Genomic DNA, 17,867 nt, shown 5'->3' with positions numbered 1-17,867 from the left:
TTTTACTCCGCGGCGGCAAGTTCCGGCGCCAACATGCGCCGGGGCGTCGCGCCACGCAAACCATGCAAGGCGCAAACCGCGGCGGCGAGCAGCAGCACTGCGTTCAGCTCATGCACATAGCCCAGCCCGGCGGCGCCCAACACGGCCGTGGCCATGCCCAGAACATACTGCAACGCCACGAGCCCGGCGAGGAGCAAAAAATTGTCCCGCAGCCCGGGATATTTTTCTCCGCCCCGCAGGCCGAGTACGGCAGTCGTGAGCACGGTCAGGAAGGTGATCGTGGCGAGCCCCCGGTGAAAAAACTGCACGGTCGCTTTGTTGGCGATAAAATTCGTCCAGGCCGGGTGCAGCGCGAACAGGCCGGGCGGCACCAGGTGCCCGTCCATCAGCGGAAAACTGTGGAACATCGTGATGGCGTTGGTAGTGGCGACCAGCGCCCCGAAGCCCATGGTAACGAACACCAGAAGCACACTGGCCAAGGCCCAGGGCCGCAGCCAGGACAAGCCCTCAACCACCGGCGGCGCCGGCCGCTTCACCGACAAGCCGGTCCACAGGAGCCAAATGAAAATCAGCATGGCGGACAAAAAATGCGGCGCCGCCCAGAGCGGCGACGGCATCACCATCCCGGGCGCCAGCCCGGTGCGCACCATGTACCAGCCGAACACCGCCTGCGCCCCGCCGGCCGCGAAAATCGCCAGGACCAGCACCATCAGCCGGCGCGGCAGGCGGCGCTGCCAGACAAACACGACGAAGGGGACCAGAAAAACCAGCGCCATCAGCCGGCCCCAGTTGCGGTCCCAGAACATCGGCCAGAACAGCGCCTTGAATTTTTCGAGCGTCACCGGCTGCGCCTGGAACTGCGCCGTCTGCTGGTAGAGCGCGAACATGTGGTTCCAGGCGGCGGCGTTCAGCGGGGGGATGAAGCCGGTGAGCGGCTGCCAGGTCTGGATCGCGAAACCGGCCCCGATGGTGCGCACATGCCCGCCGCCCACGACCATGCCGAACACCATGAAGGCCAGCAGCAGCAGCCAGTTGCCGACCGCCTTGTCCCCCGCCGGCTTCACCGCGCGCCGCGCAGCCGGTGCAGCAGCAGCAGGCAGGCGGTGAGCAGCAACACCGCATCCATCTGATGCACGACACCGATATCGAACATTTTCGAGACCAGTGCCGCCACACCCAGGATGAATTGGAGGATCACGAAACCGCCGACCAGCAGCCCCGCATCGCGCACCGGCTTCGGCGCGTTGCTGCGCAGAACCGCCGTCGCGGTGGTCAGCAGCACGAGCACAGTCAGCGACGCCAGCGCCTGGTGGTTGAACAGCACCGCCGGCTTGTCGGCGAACATGTTCATCGTGAGGTACCCCGGCGGCGGCGCGCCCATGCCGGTATTCTTCGCCAGATTAAAAGCGTCGATCGCATGCGTGCCGGACACGAAGGTCCCGGCGAACATTGTCGCACCCAGGCAGATGATCGAGGCGATGGCCAGAAACTTGATTTTTCGCGTGCCCGGCAGCGCCACCGGCTCCGGCTGCAGCACCGTCAGTGCGGTCCAGAACACCGAAATATAGAGGAACATCGCGAAGCTGAAATGCAGGCTGAGCCGCCAGGGCTGCACCGCCACGCTGTTCGGGTCGAAGCCCGAGGCGACCATGAACCAGCCGATCGCCCCCTGCAGCCCGCCCATGATGAAGAGCAGAATCAGCCAGGGGATCAGCCGCGCCTCGATGCGCCGCGTGGCGATGAAGGCGACCAGCGGCACGAAAAACACCACGCCGATCAGCCGGCCCCACAGCCTGTGGAGATATTCCGGCCAGAACAGCGCCTTGAAGCCGGCAAGGTCCATGCCCTGATGCAGGATCTTGTATTGCGGGATGGTTTGGTACAGCGCGAACATCTTGTTCCACGCGGCGGTGGAGAGCGGCGGCAGGGTGCCGATGATCGGATCCCAATCCATGATCGACAGGCCCGAGCCGGAATCACGCGTATAGCCGCCGATGCCGACCATCACCCAGATCATGAAACACGATGTCAGCAGCCAGGCTGCCACCAATTTCCGGTTCTGCCGGCTGGCCGCCATATTTCCGGTGCGCTGCCCCAAAATCACTTCGGACATTTTTTACTCCCACGTCAAAGACAGCAGCCGCTTTTTGAAAAAAGCGGCGCAAAAACTTTCTCGCCATGCTGGGTCATGGGCAGCGTCGCCGCCAGCGCCCATGGCCCAGACTCACAAAGTTTTTTGCTACTTTTTGTTCACAAAAAGTAGGCCTTACTCGCTTATTCCCCCACCAGCGCCCGCGCAAACTCCGCCGGATCAAAATCCTGCAGATCCGCCATCTGCTCGCCGGTGCCCACGGCGTGGATCGGCAGGCCGAACTGCTCGGCCAACGCCACGACGATGCCGCCCCGCGCCGAGCCGTCCAGCTTGGTCACGATCAGCCCGGACAGATCGACCATGTCCTTGAAGATCCCGACCTGGGTGATGGCGTTCTGACCGGTGGTGGCATCGAGCGTCAGCAGCACGGCATGCGGCGCGGTCGGGTCCAGCTTGCGGATCACGCGGATGATTTTCTGCAGCTCTTCCATCAGCGCGGTCTTGTTGTGCAGCCGCCCGGCGGTGTCGATCAGCAGCACGTCGGCGCCGATTTTCTGCGCCCGCGCCAGTGCGTCATGGGCCAGCGAGGCGGCATCCGAGTTGGGCGGCGCGGTCACCACCTCGGCGCCGGCGCGCGTGCCCCACACCTGCAGCTGCTCCACCGCCGCGGCGCGGAACGTGTCGCCCGCCGCCAGCACCGGCACCAGCCCGGCCGCGCGATACTGCGCCGCCAGTTTGCCGATGGTTGTGGTCTTGCCCGCCCCGTTCACCCCGGTCATCAGGATTACATAGGGTTTTTTCGCCCGATCGAGGATCAACGGCTTCGCCACCGGCGCCAGGACCTTGGCGATTTCCGCCGCCAGGGTCTCCTTTACCTCCTGGTCGGTGACCTCCTTGCCGAAGCGCGTGCTGCGGAAATCGCGGATCACCCGGTTCGCCACATCGACGCCAAGGTCGGCCGCGATCAGCTGTTCCTCCAGCTCCGCCAGCGCCTCGTCATCGAGCTTGCGCTTGGTGAAGGTGGCGGTGATGCCGTCGGTGAGCCGTGCCGCGCTGCGCGACAGGCCGGATTTCAGGCGGCCGAAAAAGCCCGATATCGCCATCAGACCCACTCCTCCAGCGCACCCACGAATGACGTCTCGGCCGGGCCGCGCATGGTCACGCGGCCTTCCTCATTCCAGCTGATCACCAGCTCCCCGCCATCCATCACCACGGTGGCGCTGCGCCCGGTCAGCTCGCGCCGGTAGGCGTTCACCAGCGTGGCGCAGGCCCCCGAACCACAGGCCAAGGTCAGGCCGGCACCACGCTCCCACACCCGAAGCAGAATACGCGTCGGGCTCTCGACCTGGGCGAAACCGATATTGGCCCGCTCGGGAAACAATTTGTGCTTCTCCAGCACCGGGCCGATGCTCTCGATCGGCAGATGCTCAAGATCATCGACGAAGAAGGTGGCATGCGGATTGCCCATCGAGCACGCCGCCGGGTCCGCCACCGGGCCCATCGACAGGTTCAGATGCAGCGTGTCCATCGCGCCGGAAAGCGGGATTCCCTCCCAGTCCAGCCGCGGCGGGCCCATATCCACCTCGACCAGGCCCGGCCCGATGATTTCCGCCGGCAGCAGACCGGAGACGGTGCGCACCGTGACCTTCCGCTCACCGCTCTCCTCGGCCATCAGCGCTGCAACACAGCGCGTGGCGTTGCCGCAGGCCCCGGCTTCGGTGCCGTCAGCGTTGAGAATGCGCATGAACACATCGGCCTGCGCCTCCGGGTCGCGCTCCAGCACGATCAGCTGGTCGCAGCCGACGCCAAGGCGGCGGTCTGCGATGCGGCGCACCACGTGCGCGGGAAAGGAAAGACGTTGTTCACGCGCGTCCAGCACCACGAAATCGTTGCCGGCGCCATGCATTTTCACAAAGGGGATGGACATGCCGGTTCAGTAGCGCGCGGCGGCGGGGGAAGGAAGCGGCCGCTTTTTGAAAAAAGCGGCGCAAAAACTTCTTTTATGCTGGGCCATGGGCTGTGTCGCCGACAACGCCCCAGGCCCAGCATTAATAAAGTTTTTTTGCTTCTTTTTGTTCACAAAAAGAAGTCTTCCTTTTTCGTCCTAATGCCCGGCATTCGCGCCGGAGAAATCCGGGGCAAGGCCGGAGGCGGCCAGCTGCCCGGCCAACTCCGATTTCAGCTTCGACAACCCGGCCTCGGACGAGCTCTCGGCGCGGGCGACCAGCACCGCCTGGGTGTTGGAGGCCCGCAGCAGCCACCAGCCTTCCTCGGTGGTGACGCGCACGCCATCGGTGTCGGAGACCTTGTCGCCGCTCGCCTTCAGCCGTTCGGCCACTTCCTGCACCACCTGGAATTTCCGGCTTTCGGCGCAGTCGAAGCGCAGTTCCGGGGTGTTGACCACGCTGGGCAGGCCGGCGCGGAACTCGCCGACGGTCTTGGTGCTGCGCGCGATCACGCCCAGCACGCGCACGGCGGCGTAGAGCGCGTCGTCAAAACCGTACCATTTGTCGTTATAGAAGATGTGACCGGACATCTCGCCCGCCAACGGCGCGCCGAGCTCGGCCATCTTGCTCTTGATCAGGCTGTGCCCGGTCTTCCACATGAGCGGCTGGCCGCCGGCTTTCGCGACCTCATCGAACAGCACCTGGCTCGCCTTGACGTCGGCGATGATGGTGGCGCCGGGATGCGCGCGCAGCACGTCGCGCGCCATCAGGACCAGGAACTGGTCGCCGTAGAGGATATGTCCTTCGTTATCGACCAGGCCGATGCGGTCGGCATCACCGTCGAACGCGATGCCGACATCGGCGTTCTCTTTCTTCACCGCGGCGATCAGCTGCTCGAGGTTCTTCGGCACGGTGGGGTCCGGGTGATGCGCCGGGAAAGTGCCGTCGATCCTGCCGTTGAGAACCTTATGCTCGCCGGGCAGCTCGGCCAGGAGCCTGGCCAACACGTCGCCGGCCGCGCCGTTGCCATTGTCCCACACCACTTTCAGCTTCTTCGCGCCGTCCCAGTCCTGCAGCAGGCGGGCGACGTAGGCGGCGCTGACATCGAGCTGTTCGAGGCTGCCTCGGCTTTCCGGCACGACCTGGCCCGCAGCGGCACGGGCGCCGAGATCGAGAATATCCTTCCCGAAGAACGGTTTCTTGCCGACCATCATCTTGAAGCCGTTGTAATTGGCCGGATTGTGGCTGCCGGTCACCATCACCGCGCCATCGGTCGGGCCGGTGAAGGCGGCGAAATACAGCATCGGGGTCGGGCCGCAGCCGATCGAGACCACCTCGGCGCCGCTGGCGACGAGGCCCTTGATCAGCGCCGCTTCCAGCGTCGGCGAGGAAAGCCGCCCGTCACGGCCGACGGCGATGCGCTTGCCGCCTTGCTCGGCGATGATCGAGCCGAACACGCGGCCGATGGCGAAGGCATCCGCCTCGCCCAGCGTATCGCCGACAATGCCGCGAATGTCGTATTCGCGGAGCGTGCTTTCATGGAACTGGTGGGAAAATGTCATGTCCGTCTCACCCGCTAAATTTTTTTGATCCCCGGGCTGCCGGCAGCCCGCGCCGACGCCGCCGGAAGGCGGCATCGCCTCACGAATTCACGTATTTCTTCAGGAATTCCCGCACCGAGGCCCCAAGATCCGGCCGCGCCAGGGCGAAGGCAATCTGCGCTTCCAGGTAGCCGGCCTTGTCCCCGCAATCGAAGCGCGTGCCTTCGAATTTCAGGCCATGGAACGGCGCGCCGCCGATCAGCTTGGCCATCGCGTCGGTCAGCTGCACCTCGTTGCCGGCGCCGCGCTCCATCTGCGAGAGATAAGCGACCACTTCCGGCAGCAGGATGTAGCGGCCGATGATCGAGAGGTTGGACGGCGCATCCTGCGGCGCTGGCTTCTCGACCAGCCCCTTGACCTCGACGCGGTTGCCCTCGGTCTCGCCCGTCTTCAGAATGCCGTACCGGTTGGTGTGTTCGGGCGGCACCTCGGAGATCGCGACGACATTGCCGCCGGTCTCACGATGCACCTGCGCCAGCTGCTCCATGCAGGGCGTGTCGCTCAGCACCAGGTCATCGGGCAGCAGGATGGCGAAAGCGTCATCGCCGATGAACGTGCGGGCGCACCAAATCGCATGGCCAAGACCGAGCGGCACCTGTTGGCGCACGGTGGAGATCGAGCCCGGCGGCATCGCCTCGGAACGCAGCAGATTCAGGGCCTCACGCTTATCGCGCTCGGCCAGCGTGGCTTCCAGCTCGAAGGCAATGTCGAAATGGTCGATAAGTGCGGTCTTGCCGCGACCGGTGACCATGCAGAATTGCTCGATACCCGCGGCGCGCGCCTCGTCCACCGCATACTGGATCAGCGGCTTGTCCACGACGGGGAGCATTTCCTTGGGCATCGCCTTGGTCGCCGGCAAAAACCGCGTACCAAGTCCGGCGACTGGAAGTACGGCCTTACGCAAAGGTTTCACCAAAGAACTCTCCCTCTAAATCGTCCGGTCCACATTTTCTATCATAGCCACCCACACATAGGAGCGACAAGCGCGCCCCATGAGAGGCCCGGGGTTTATTCTCAAAAACGTAACTCTGTGTCTTTTTCATGTTCCCCCGGCCCCCTAACTAACCATTTTTGTTACGGCCTGATTACTTTGGGTTAAGCCTGCTTTACGCGGCTTTCCGGAGCGAGAAGCAGCCGCTTTTCGAGCCAAAGCGGCGCAAAAACTTTTGTTATGCTGGGTCATGGGCTGTGTCGGCGACAACGCCCCTGGCCCAAGTTCACAAAGTTTTTTTGCTACTTTTTGTTCACAAAAAGTAGTCTTACCTTCTCTTCACTTACCGCCGCGGATTTTTCCCAGGACCCAGAGCGTGACACCGGCATTCGCCACGGCGGCCAGAAGCAGGATCCTCGGCGCGCCGAGCCCGCCGGCATAGAGCCCGGCGGTGAGCCCCGCCCCCGCTACGCTGGCCAGCGCATTCATGATGTTGTTGGCGCCCACCATACGCGCCCGCTGCGAGGGCGCGGCGCACTCCTGCAGCAGCACATAGAGCGGCACCGAGAACCCGCCGCCGCAGATCGCCAGGGCCAGCAGATCCGCAAGCAGCCCCCAGCCAAGGCCGCTCGACAATACCGCCGGAACGTTCGCCAGCACCGGGGCATAAGCCGCCAGCAGGGCAAAACCCGCGGTGAAGAGCGAAACGCCAAAGCCGCAGGCCACCACGTAATGCAGCAGCGCCGCGGCCCGCACCAGCCGCGCCACGCCGAGCGAGCCGATGCCCACCCCCACTGCGAACACGCCCAGCATCAAGGTCACCACCGTGCCGCTGCCATGCAGCACGTCACGCGCCAGGGTCGGAAATTCCGCGAGCACGATCGTGCCCATCGCCCAGAACCAGCTGATGCCCAGCACCGCGAACCAGATTTTCGGTCCGCTCGCCGCCAGGCGGAGAAGCGAGACACTGCTGGAGAGGATGTTCCACCCGGGCCGCAGACCCGGCTGTGCCACTTGGGTTTGCGGAATCGCCCAGGCCGCCAGAATCCCCGCCACGGCCACCGCGAGGCAGGCAACCGAGGCGGCGATCGCGCCATGGGGCAGCACCACCAGCAGCCCGCCCGCCACAGTGCCAAGCAGGATGCCGACGAAGGTGCCCGCCTCGATCAGCCCATTCCCCGCCACCAGCGCGTCACCGGCGAAAAAATCCGGCAGAATCCCGTATTTGAGCGGCGAGAAAAACGTCGCCTGCACGCCCAGGCCAAACAGCACCGCCATCAGCACCGCGAAATTTCCCGTGAGAAAGCCGAGGCTGGCGAGCAGCATCAGCCCGAGTTCCCAAAACTTCACCAGCAGGATCAGCCGGGATTTTTCCCTGGCATCGGCGAGCTGCCCCGCCGTGGCCGAAAAAACCGCGTAAGGGAGGAGAAAGATCCCGCCGGCCAGCGCCACCAGCACCGGCCCCAGATGCGCCAGCCGGTACAGCGCCAACACCACCAGCGCGTTCTTGAACAGATTATCGTTGATGGCGCCGAGCGCCTGGGTGACGAACAACGGCAGAAATTTTTTGTGCCGCAGCAGCGAGACGGCGGAAATCGGCTCAGACAAAAGAAAGCGGCCGCTTTTTAAAAAAAGCGGCGCAAAAATTTTTGTTATGCTGGGTCATGGGCATTGTCACCGACAAAGCCCGTGGCCCAGATTCATAAAGTTTTTTTGCTTCTTTTTGTTCACAAAAAGAAGTGCTTCCCTTTGCTCTAGGCATCCCGGACCGGGATCAGCACCAGGCTGCCCCAGGCGCAGGCCATGCCGGTCAGCAGCCCGCCCAGCACGTCGGCCACGAAATGATAGTCCGCGCCGACCAGCCCCACCATCACCAGCCCGATCAGCCCGCCCCATAGCCAGCGGTAGCGCGGCATTTTCGTCCACAGCACGCAGAGCGGTGCCGCGATATAGGCGGTATGGCCGGAGGGAAACCCGCCATAGAGGGTGCTCATGGCGAGCGGGTGGAAATTGTAGATGCCGTCGTACAGCCAGGTATCCGGCCAGGGCCGGCCGATCAGCCATTTCAGCTCATCCTTGGCCGCCGTGCCCGCCAGCGTGGCGACGCTGGCGGCGAGGTACAAGCGGTTTACGGCGCCGGCACCGCGGAGTTTCCGCACCAGCGTATACAGCAGAAAAAGCGCCGCCAAGGGTAAGGAAAACAGCGACGGCACGGCGCAGGCCTGGAACACAGGCCGCAGCACCCGGTGTTCGGCGAAAAACTCCGCCACCGGCCGGTCCACGAACAGCATGCACAGCACCACGGTCACCGCCAGCGTGGCGGCGAACACGAATATCGGCCGCGCCGGAGCGCCGGCGCCGATCCGCGCGGCGTAACTCAGGGCAGTAGAACGGTGCTGCCGGTGGTCTTCCGGCTTTCCAGCGCGATATGCGCCGCGGCGGCCTCGGCCAGCGGAAAGCTCTGGTTGACCTGGATTTTCACACCACCTGAACTGACCACGTCGAACAGGTCCTGGCTCACCGCCTCCAGATCCGCATGCGAGGCGATATAGGTGGCAAGCGTCGGCCGGGTCAGGAACAGGCTGCCTTTGGCGCTCAGGACCGAGATATCGATCGGCGGCACCGGACCGGAAGCGTTGCCGTAGCTCACCATCATCCCGAGCGGGGCCAGGCAATCCAGGCTGGCATTGAAGGTATCCTTGCCGATGCTGTCATACACCACCGGCACCATCGCCCCGCCGGTGACCCGCCGCACCTCGGCCGCCAGATGCGCATGGCCGACGATGGTATGGGTGGCGCCGTTCGCCATCGCCAGCGCCGCCTTCTCCTCGCTGGAGACCACGCCAATGACATTGACGCCGAGATGGCGCGCCCATTGGCAAATGATCAGCCCGACGCCGCCGGCCGCGGCGTGCACCAGGATGGTCTGGCCCTTCTGCACCGGAAAGGTCCGGCGCAGCAGGTATTGCGCGGTCATGCCCTGCAGCATCATCGCCGCACCGGTCTTGAAATCGATGCTTTCCGGCAGCTTCACCAGCCGGTCGGCCGGGATCACACGCTCGGTCGCGTAGGCACCGATCGGCCCGCCGGCATAGGCCACGCGGTCGCCCGCCCGCAGCCCCTGCACCGCCTCACCCACTTCCAGGACCACCCCGGCCCCCTCCATGCCGATGGTCGCCGGCAGCGGCGCCTTGTACAGGCCGGTGCGGAAATACACGTCGATAAAGTTCAACCCCACCGCCTCATGGCGGACCAGCGCCTCATTGGGGCCAGGCTGCGGGGTGGGGACCTGTTCCCATTTCATCACCTCTGGCCCGCCATTGGCGTGAATACGAATTGCTTTGGTCATCGACCTTAAACTCCGGCGTTCATTTTTTCTAGATTCAGGAGGGCACGCTTTGTGGCCAGGCCATCGCCACCGGAATACCCGCCAAGCCCCGTGCTGCCCAGCACGCGGTGACAGGGAATCAGGATCGGGATCGGGTTGGCGGCATTGGCGCCGCCGACCGAACGGGGTGAGCCGCCGGCCACCATCGCGATCTCGCGATAGCTGCGCGTCTGCCCATGGGGAATGTCGCGCAGCGCCGCCCAAATTTTCTGGCGATAGGCGCTGCCTTGCGGCCGCAACGGCAGGTCATCCAGCGGGCCGCCGTCAAAATACCGCTCCAGCGCCGCCTTGGCACGCAGCAGCACGGGCGAGGGATCCTGCACACTGCCCCAGCCCCATTCCAGGGCGACGATCTCCTCGTCCTCGGCGAAAATTGTCAAATCGCCGACCGGTGAGTGCATGGATAATGCGGGCATGATGCCCCAGGCTAATCTCTGGGCAGGAGCGGATCAAGGAGGCGTTGCCGGCGCCCACGCCCATGCCCCAGCATAACAAAGTTTTTTGGCTACTTTTTGTTCACAAAAGGTAGTCTTCCCCTTGCTTTTGTTAGTTTAACGCCAAGGCTCCTCCGGCCAGTCGTGCTTGGGATAACGGCCGCGCATGTCGCGCCTGGCATCGGCCCAGCCGCCGCGCCAGAAGCCGGCGAGGTCCGCGGTGATCGCCACCGGCCGCCCGGCCGGCGAGAGCAAGGCCAGCTGCAGCGGAATTTTGCCCCCCGCCAGCGCCGGGGTGGCGTCGACGCCATAAAACACCTGGGCGCGGGCCGAAGCCACCGGCACCGGCCCGGTATAGTCGATGCGCACCGTCCCCTTCGGCAGGCGCAGCTCCACCGGCAGCTCCTTATCGAGCCGCAGCGCCTGCTCATGCGTCATCAGGGCGCGCAGGATCTGATGCAGATCGACGGTTCTGGCCTCGCGCAGATTGGTCATCCCGGCCAGATACGGCGCCAGCCACTCTTCCGGTCCCGCCGCCAGGACTTCTTTCGACAGGTCAGGATAAGTGTCGTCGACGCGGCGCATCACCGCCACCCGCGCCTGCAGATTTTGCACCGCCTCGGTCCAGTCGAGCTGGTCGAGACGGGTGGAAAGAGCCTTCGCCAAAGCCGCCGGGGCGTCCAGCGCATCGGCGGGAAAGGTGCGGTCAGCCAGCACCAGCGCGCCAAGCCGCACCCGCTCGCGCACCAGCACGCCCCCGGTGCCGGGATCGAACCCTGAATCCCGCGTTGTGGTGCAGCGCGCCGCCAGCACCGGCGGCAAAGCGTCAGGGTCCAGCGGGGCGGCGAGGCGGATGCGGTTGCCCTTGGCCTCCAGCGCCGCCACCGCCAATAAACGGCTCTTGCGCAGCGGATCGGTGGGGCCGAGCGCGCCGCTGCCGCCGCCCGAAAGACGGTAGGAGCCCGGCTCGCCGCGCGCCTGGCCGATGCGGTCCGGGAACGCCGCCGCCAACAGCGCGCCGGGATCGCCGAAAGCCGGGACCGTCCCGGCGCCCAACCGGTTGCGGTAGATTTTTGCCGCGTGCCTGATGCGGGAAAGCCCGGCGCGGTCGCCTTCGATCTTGCCCGCCAGCGCGTCGAGCCGGAGCAAAAGATCCGCCGAGGCATCGCGGCCGAGCGGGTCGCGCTCCTCCAGGATCGCGGCAATGTCCGCCGCCAAAGCGCGCTCCGGCTTTTTCTCGGACACCAGCATCATCGCCGCCAGGCGCGGCGTGGCGCGCAGCCGCGCCATCTCACGGCCGAGCCTGGTCAGCCGCCCGGCCGCGTCCAGCGCCCCGAGATCGGTGAGCAAGGCTTTTGCGCCCTTCACCGCGCCGACCGGCGGCGCATCGATGAAGGGCAGGCTTTCCACCGCCTCGCCCCAGGCGGCGCAGGCCAACACCAGACCAGACAATTCGGCCTCGAGAATCTCCGGCGTCTCGAACAGAGCGAGGCCGCGATGCAGCGCCTCGGACCACAGCCGGATCGCCACCCCCTTCCCCTGCCGCCCGGCGCGGCCGGAACGCTGCGTCGCCGCCGCCCGGCTGATGCGCAGCGTGGCGAGACGGGTGAGCCCGCTGGTGCCGTCCAGCTTCGGCGCGCGGCGGAACCCGCCATCGATGACGATGCGCACGCCCGGCACGGTGAGCGAGGTTTCCGCGATCGAGGTCGCCAGCACCACGCGGCGCTGCTCATGCTGGCGCAACGCCAGATCCTGCGCCGCCACCGGCAGGTCGCCATGCAGAGGCAGCACCAGCGCCGGGCAATTTTCCAGCCCTGCCTGGGTGCGGCGGATTTCCGCCATACCCGGCAAAAATACCAATATGTCGCCCGGATGCGCCACCAAAGCCTCGCGCACCGCCTTGGCCGCCGCATCGGGCAGATCGCGTGGACCAGCAATATCCCGCTTGGTGTGGTGCACGTCCACCGGAAACATCTTGCCGTCGCTCTCGATCAGTGGGGCGTCCAGGAGCGAGATAAGTTTCTGCGCTTCCGCCGTCGCGGACATCGCCAGGATGCGCAGTTCCGGGCGCAGGCCGCGCTGCAGGTCCAAGGTCAGCGCCAGCGCCAGATCCGCCTCCTGCGCGCGCTCATGCACCTCGTCGAAAATCACGCAGCCGATGCCGGTCAGGCCCGGATCGGCCAGCAACCGGCTGGTCAGCAGCCCTTCGGTGATCACCTCGATGACCGTGTGCTCCGAGACCGCACTCTCCAGCCGCGTGCGAAAGCCGACCCGCCCGCCCACCGGCTCGCCCAGCAGGCTCGCCATGCGCATCGCCGCCGCCCGCGCCGCCAGCCGGCGCGGCTCCAGGAGCAGGATCTTGCCGATGCCCGCCTGCATCAGCGCCAGCGGCACCGCCGTGGTCTTGCCGGCACCCGGCGGGGCGACCAGCACGGCGTTGCGGCCCTCTGGGCGCAGCTGGTCCAGCAGCGCCGGCAACACGTCGGAGACCGGCAGATCGGGGAAAGCAAGCAATTCAGTCATCGCGCCCGGATACCATTACGGCGCGGTCCGTGCGATATTCCCCCATGCGTTTTCTGTTGCTGGCCCTGCTCTGCCTCTTGCCGGGCGTCGCACACGCCGCCGCGAGCGAAGTGTTTTCGACCCCGCGCGACAGCGTGCAGCTCATTTCCCAAGCCAATACGGCCACGGACGGAACCCTCACGCTCGGGCTGAAATTGTCCCTAAAGCCGGGCTGGCATATCTACTGGTCCAATCCCGGCGATGCCGGGTTCGCGCCCACGCTTGTGCCACAGGCTCCGACGATTTTCGGGCCGCTCCGCTTCCCGCCGCCCGCTTTGTTCCTGCAAGGCCCGGTCGCCGCCTATGTGCTGTCCGATAACGTTCTGCTCCCCTTCACGGCGCACCATGTGGGAAGCAGCGTGCAAGCGAACGCGAACTGGCTGGTGTGCTCGAACATCTGCGTTCCGGAGCAAACAAGTTTTTCGCTGAAGCTGACCGGCGGCCCCTCTGCCGAAGCGGCGTTGTTCACCCCGCCGCAGATCGCCCCCTCGCCATTTGCCGCGAAAATCTCGCCGGACGGCACCCTGAGCGTTACCGGCCCGACCGCAACGCAGGTCGTCTCCGCCCGCTTCTTCCCCACCACGCCGAACCTTCTGGTCAACGCCGCGCCCCAAAAACTCTCGTTCACCAGCGACGGACTGCGGCTGAAACTCAAGCTTTTGCAGCCGGAGCGTACGAACATATCCGGGGTGCTGGAGCTGACCGACCGCGCCGGGAACATGCAGGCGCTTGACCTCACCGCCGCCCCCGGCCCCAACCCGGCGCACCCGCCTTACCTGCTGCTGGCACTGCTCGGCGGGCTGATCCTCAACCTGATGCCCTGCGTGTTCCCGATCCTGGCGATGAAGGCGCTGGCCATCGCCCGGCTCGGTGGTGCTGCGGCACAAAAAATCCGCCACGAGGCGCTGGGCTACACCGCCGGCGTGCTGGTGGCGATGATGCTGCTGGGCGGCGCGCTGCTGGCCTTACGCGCGCTCGGAAACGAAGTGGGCTGGGGGTTCCAGTTCCAGTCGCCGATTTTCGTCGCGCTGATCGCCTGGCTGATTTTCGCCGCCACGCTGAACCTGGCCGGGCTGTTCGAGCTGACAGCACCCGCAGCGCTGGGGCGGCTTCCCGCGCAGCACAGTTTTTTCACCGGCGTGCTGGCGGTGATTATCGCCACCCCCTGCACCGCGCCGTTCATGGGCGGCGCGGTGGCGGCCGCGCTGACCGCGCCGGCGCCCTACGCGCTGGGCATTTTCATCGCCCTCGGCGTCGGCCTGGCGCTGCCCTTCCTGCTGCTGGCCTTGGCGCCGCGTCTCGCCGGCTTCGTCCCTAAGCCCGGCGTCTGGATGCTCTGGCTGCAACGCGCCCTCGCCATCCCGATGGCGGGCACCTTTCTATGGCTTGCCTGGGTGCTGTCTCGCGAGGCCGGGCCGCGCGGCCTGACCGTGCTGGCCGGCGGCACGGCCATTCTGCTCCTCTCCCTGACGATGCGGCGCTTGCGGCCGCTGGCGCTCGTCTGCCTGCTGCTGCTGCCACTGCTCCACCATGAAGCCGACGCGCGCTCCCTCTCCTGGCCCGACGCCGAGCCCTATTCCACCGCACGGCTCGCCGAACTGCGCGCCGCGCACCAGCCGGTCTTCGTCGATCTCACCGCCGCCTGGTGCGTCACCTGCCTCGTCAACGAGGCGACCACCCTCTCCACCCCGGCGATGCAAACGGATTTTGCCGCCCATCGCGTACAGCTGCTGGTCGGCGACTGGACCAATGGCAACCCGGAAATCAGCGCGCTGCTCGCCGCCAATAACCGCGACGGCGTGCCGCTCTATCTGTTCTACCCTGCCGATGGCGGCGCCCCGAGAATCCTGCCGCAGGTGCTCGACGCTACGATCGTGCGCGCGGCGATTGAGGGGTAAGGCAAGGCAAAGACTACTTTTTGTGAACAAAAAGTAGCAAAAAAACTTTGCTATGCTGGGTCATGGGCGTTGTCGCCGACAACGCCCATGACCCAGCATGATAAAAGTTTTTGCGCCGCTTTTTTCAAAAAGCGGCTACTTTCTTAAACTTTTAGCCTTGCCTGAAGCTGAGCGAACGCGCGTGCGCGGTGGCTGATCCGGTCCTTCACCTCAGCCCCCAGTTCCGCATAGGTCCGATCGTGGCCGAACGGGATAAAGATCGGGTCATAGCCGAACCCGGCTCCGCCCGACGGCACCGGTGCGATCACCCCGTCCGACTGGCCGATATAGGTCGCGGTGCCGCCGTCCGGTGTCGCGAGGCAGATGGCGCAGACGAAGCGCGCGCGCCATTCGTTGGCGGCGGTGGCGGCGGCGATGATGCGCTGGAACGCGGCCGGATAATCCCCCGCCCCGTAGCGCGAGGACAGAATCCCCGGCGCGCCGTTAAGTGCCGCGACGCAGAGGCCGGAATCGTCGGCCAGTGCGGCCTGCCCGGAGGCGCGCATCGCGTGCAGCGCTTTCAACCGCGCATTGGCGGCAAAACTGGTGCCGGTCTCTTCCGGCTCCGCCAGACCAAGCTGCCCGGCGGAGACCGCCTCGATTCCCAGCGGCTCCAGCAGGGTCGCAAATTCCTTGAGCTTGCCCGGGTTGTGGGTGGCGACGAGAATGCGCTTCATGCGCGCCCCGCGGTGCCGGAGAGCATGCCCGGGTCGATCTTGAGCTTGGCCAGCGCCCGCGCCCATTTCGACGGGCAGTCCTCGTCATACACGATCGCCTCATCCGCCGGCACGCTGAGCCAGGCATTCTGCCGGATCTCTTCGTCAAGCTGCCCGGCATCCCAGCCGGCATAGCCCAGCACCAGCAGCCCCTGCGACGGGCCAGCGCCCGCGGCGATGGCCTGCAACACTTCCAGATTCGCCGTCAGCGCGTAATGCTCATCCACCAGCATGCTGCCTTCCACCGTCCAATCGGCCGAATGCAGCACGAAGCCGCGATTGTCGTCGACCGGACCACCGGTACCCAGCCGCACCTGGCGCTGCGGCGGGCTGGGTTCGATCCCCAGCTGGGCCAGAAGCTCCACAAATTTCGGGCGCCTCAGCGGCCGGTTCAGCACCACGCCCATCGCCCCCTCCTGCGTATGCGCGCAGAGAAAGATCACCGTCTGCACAAAGCGCGGGTCCTGCATCGCCGGCATCGCGACGAGTATCTGCCCGGTCAGCCAGTTCGGCTCGCGGGAAACGATCGTATCCGTTTTAGTCATTGCGCACATATATTTCTCACGCCGCCATCCCACCAGCCCCTTAAGACGGGTGCGGCCCTTCACGCCATCCGGCGCATCGGTTAGTTAAGGACACTCCCGAGGGAATAAAGGCAGATTCCATGATCAAGATAGGCGATAAAGTTCCGGCCATGAAACTCATGGTCGCCACGTCGGACGGCCCGCGCGAGGCCGACACGGCGGAGCTGTTCGGCCCCGGCAAGGTGGTCCTGTTCGCAACACCCGGCGCCTTCACCCCGACCTGCAGCGCCAAGCACCTGCCGGGCTTCGTGCAGCACCAGGCCGAACTCAAGGCCAAGGGCGTCGACCGCATCGTCTGCATGGCGGTAAACGACGCCTTCGTGCTGGGCGCCTGGGCCAAGGAGCAGAAGGCCGGGGACGGCATCATCATGCTGGCCGACGGGTCCGGCATGTTCACCAAGGCGCTCGGCCTGGAACTCGACCTCACCGCCCGGGGCCTGGGCATCCGTAGCCAGCGTTTCGCCCTGGTCGCCGTGGACGGTGTCGTCACCCATCTCGCCGTCGAAGAGCCCGGCGGTTTCGATGTCAGCCGCGCCGAGGCGGTGCTCGAAGCCCTTTGATCGCCGCCAGCCCACTGCGCCCATAAGCCTCACCGGCATGAGCCTCTCCATCATCGTGCCGTGTTACAACGAGCGCGCCAACATCGCGCCCATGGTCGCGGCCCTCGACGCCGCGCTCACCGGCATCGACTGGGAAGTCGTCTTCGTCGACGATGACAGCCCGGACGGCACCGCACAGCAGGCGCGGGCCCTTGCGGCCCAGGACCGCCGGGTGCGCTGCATCCGCCGCGTCGGCCGGCGCGGCCTGTCCTCGGCGGTGATCGAGGGCGCGCTCTCCTCCTCCGCCGACTATGTCGCGGTGATCGACGGCGACATGCAGCACGACGAGACCCGGCTGCCGGCAATGCTGAAGGCCGTCACGGACGGCGCCGATCTCGCCATCGGCTCGCGCCATGTCGCGGGCGGCGACAATACCGGCCTCGCCTCGCCGCTCAGGGTCAAACTCTCCAATGCCGGCATCCGCCTCGCGCAAATGCTCGCCAAGGCGCCGGTCCACGACCCGATGAGCGGGTTTTTTCTCCTCCGCCGCGCGCTGTTCGAGCAACTCGCCGGCCGGCTCACCGGCCAGGGGTTCAAAATTCTGCTCGACCTGATGCTGGCCAGCCCGCGCCGCCTCGCCATCGTCGAGGTGCCCTATAAATTCCGCCCGCGTACCGCCGGCGAAAGCAAGCTGGACGCGCTGGTGCTGGCGCAGTTCGCCGGGCTGCTGATCGACAAGACGCTGCGCGGCACCATTCCTCTGCGCTTCATCACCTTCTCGCTGGTCGGCGGCGTCGGCGTGCTGATCAATGTTCTGGTCCTGGAGCTGGCGCGCCGCTTCGGCATGGATTTCGGCCAGGCGCAGACGCTGGGAACAATCGTGGCCATGATCGCCAATTTCCAGCTCAACAACCAACTCACCTACCGCGCGCAACGGCTCAAAGGGGCGCGCGCCTGGCGCGGGCTGCTCGTCTTCCTGCTGGTCTGCGGGCTGGGGGCGATCGCCAATATCGGCATCGCCCGGGCGCTCTATGCTGAAAATCACGGCGGACTGCTCTCCGGCGCCGCGGGGGCCGCCATCAGCGTGGTGTGGAACTACGCGGTCTCCGCCACGCTGGTCTGGCGCGTCCGGTAGTG

At 65.9% G+C, this 17,867-nt stretch carries 16 protein-coding genes; 3 read left to right on the top strand and 13 right to left on the bottom strand.

What is annotated here, in order from left to right; translation table 11 throughout:
* Positions 1 to 2 precede the first annotated feature (2 nt).
* The 11 genes from VGG47_RS03010 to hrpB form a co-directional block, all read right to left on the bottom strand.
* Positions 3 to 1,064 (bottom strand): COX15/CtaA family protein, encoded by a 1,062-nt coding sequence (locus tag VGG47_RS03010; protein ID WP_331535386.1) that lies wholly within the window; start codon positions 1,062 to 1,064, stop codon positions 3 to 5.
* Positions 1,061 to 2,113 (bottom strand): COX15/CtaA family protein, encoded by a 1,053-nt coding sequence (locus tag VGG47_RS03005; protein ID WP_331535385.1) that lies wholly within the window; start codon positions 2,111 to 2,113, stop codon positions 1,061 to 1,063. Before VGG47_RS03005 ends, VGG47_RS03010 begins: the two co-directional genes overlap by 4 nt.
* Positions 2,114 to 2,274: 161 nt before the next feature.
* Positions 2,275 to 3,195: a signal recognition particle-docking protein FtsY gene (ftsY, locus tag VGG47_RS03000; protein WP_331535384.1), complete on the bottom strand. Its 921-nt coding sequence runs from the start codon at positions 3,193 to 3,195 to the stop codon at positions 2,275 to 2,277.
* Positions 3,195 to 4,019 carry a diaminopimelate epimerase gene (gene dapF / locus VGG47_RS02995; protein WP_331535383.1) on the bottom strand — a complete coding sequence of 275 codons (825 nt, stop codon included), beginning with the start codon at positions 4,017 to 4,019 and terminating at the stop codon, positions 3,195 to 3,197. Before dapF ends, ftsY begins: the two co-directional genes overlap by 1 nt.
* A gap of 177 nt (positions 4,020 to 4,196) precedes the next feature.
* Positions 4,197 to 5,600 carry a phosphoglucomutase/phosphomannomutase PgmG gene (gene pgmG, locus VGG47_RS02990; RefSeq protein ID WP_331535382.1) on the bottom strand — a complete coding sequence of 468 codons (1,404 nt, stop codon included), beginning with the start codon at positions 5,598 to 5,600 and terminating at the stop codon, positions 4,197 to 4,199.
* Between the two features lie 79 nt (positions 5,601 to 5,679).
* Positions 5,680 to 6,555: a UTP--glucose-1-phosphate uridylyltransferase GalU gene (gene galU, locus VGG47_RS02985; RefSeq protein WP_331535381.1), complete on the bottom strand. Its 876-nt coding sequence runs from the start codon at positions 6,553 to 6,555 to the stop codon at positions 5,680 to 5,682.
* 354 nt (positions 6,556 to 6,909) lie between these two features.
* The gene (locus tag VGG47_RS02980) at positions 6,910 to 8,178 is read right to left on the bottom strand and encodes an MFS transporter (RefSeq protein ID WP_331535380.1); all 1,269 of its coding nucleotides are present in this window, start codon (positions 8,176 to 8,178) and stop codon (positions 6,910 to 6,912) included.
* 146 nt (positions 8,179 to 8,324) lie between these two features.
* Positions 8,325 to 8,900 carry a phosphatase PAP2 family protein gene (locus VGG47_RS02975; protein ID WP_331535379.1) on the bottom strand — a complete coding sequence of 192 codons (576 nt, stop codon included), beginning with the start codon at positions 8,898 to 8,900 and terminating at the stop codon, positions 8,325 to 8,327.
* Between the two features lie 47 nt (positions 8,901 to 8,947).
* Positions 8,948 to 9,919, bottom strand: coding sequence for a quinone oxidoreductase family protein (locus VGG47_RS02970; RefSeq protein WP_331535378.1), 972 nt, complete (start codon positions 9,917 to 9,919; stop codon positions 8,948 to 8,950).
* 5 nt (positions 9,920 to 9,924) lie between these two features.
* On the bottom strand, positions 9,925 to 10,374 hold the full coding sequence (locus tag VGG47_RS02965; protein WP_331535377.1) for a methylated-DNA--[protein]-cysteine S-methyltransferase: 450 nt from the start codon (positions 10,372 to 10,374) through the stop codon (positions 9,925 to 9,927).
* 135 nt (positions 10,375 to 10,509) lie between these two features.
* Positions 10,510 to 12,915, bottom strand: coding sequence for an ATP-dependent helicase HrpB (gene hrpB, locus VGG47_RS02960; RefSeq protein WP_331535376.1), 2,406 nt, complete (start codon positions 12,913 to 12,915; stop codon positions 10,510 to 10,512).
* A 29-nt stretch (positions 12,916 to 12,944) separates the two neighbouring features.
* On the opposite strand from hrpB, the gene VGG47_RS02955 reads away from it, so the two are divergent.
* Positions 12,945 to 14,852, top strand: a complete 1,908-nt coding sequence (locus tag VGG47_RS02955; RefSeq protein ID WP_331535375.1) for a protein-disulfide reductase DsbD family protein — start codon at positions 12,945 to 12,947, stop codon at positions 14,850 to 14,852.
* 143 nt (positions 14,853 to 14,995) lie between these two features.
* Here the strand turns inward: VGG47_RS02955 and rdgB are convergent, their stop codons facing one another.
* Both rdgB and VGG47_RS02945 read right to left on the bottom strand, forming a co-directional pair.
* A complete protein-coding gene (gene rdgB / locus VGG47_RS02950; protein ID WP_331535374.1) occupies positions 14,996 to 15,568 on the bottom strand; it encodes an RdgB/HAM1 family non-canonical purine NTP pyrophosphatase in 573 nt (190 codons plus the stop codon).
* Positions 15,565 to 16,152, bottom strand: a complete 588-nt coding sequence (locus VGG47_RS02945) for a YqgE/AlgH family protein (protein ID WP_331535373.1) — start codon at positions 16,150 to 16,152, stop codon at positions 15,565 to 15,567. Before VGG47_RS02945 ends, rdgB begins: the two co-directional genes overlap by 4 nt.
* Positions 16,153 to 16,271: 119 nt before the next feature.
* Here VGG47_RS02945 and VGG47_RS02940 point away from each other — a divergent pair, with 119 nt between their 5' ends.
* Together VGG47_RS02940 and VGG47_RS02935 are read left to right on the top strand one after the other, a co-directional pair.
* A complete protein-coding gene (locus VGG47_RS02940; protein ID WP_331535372.1) occupies positions 16,272 to 16,751 on the top strand; it encodes a peroxiredoxin in 480 nt (159 codons plus the stop codon).
* A gap of 37 nt (positions 16,752 to 16,788) precedes the next feature.
* Positions 16,789 to 17,865 carry a glycosyltransferase family 2 protein gene (locus VGG47_RS02935; protein WP_331535371.1) on the top strand — a complete coding sequence of 359 codons (1,077 nt, stop codon included), beginning with the start codon at positions 16,789 to 16,791 and terminating at the stop codon, positions 17,863 to 17,865.
* Positions 17,866 to 17,867 lie beyond the last annotated feature (2 nt).

The sequence above is a fragment of the Acidocella sp. genome, assembly GCF_036489515.1.
In the GTDB taxonomy this organism is placed as follows: domain Bacteria; phylum Pseudomonadota; class Alphaproteobacteria; order Acetobacterales; family Acetobacteraceae; genus Acidocella.
Note: the sequence above shows the minus strand (reverse complement) of the source record. Positions and strands in the feature narration are given on the sequence as shown.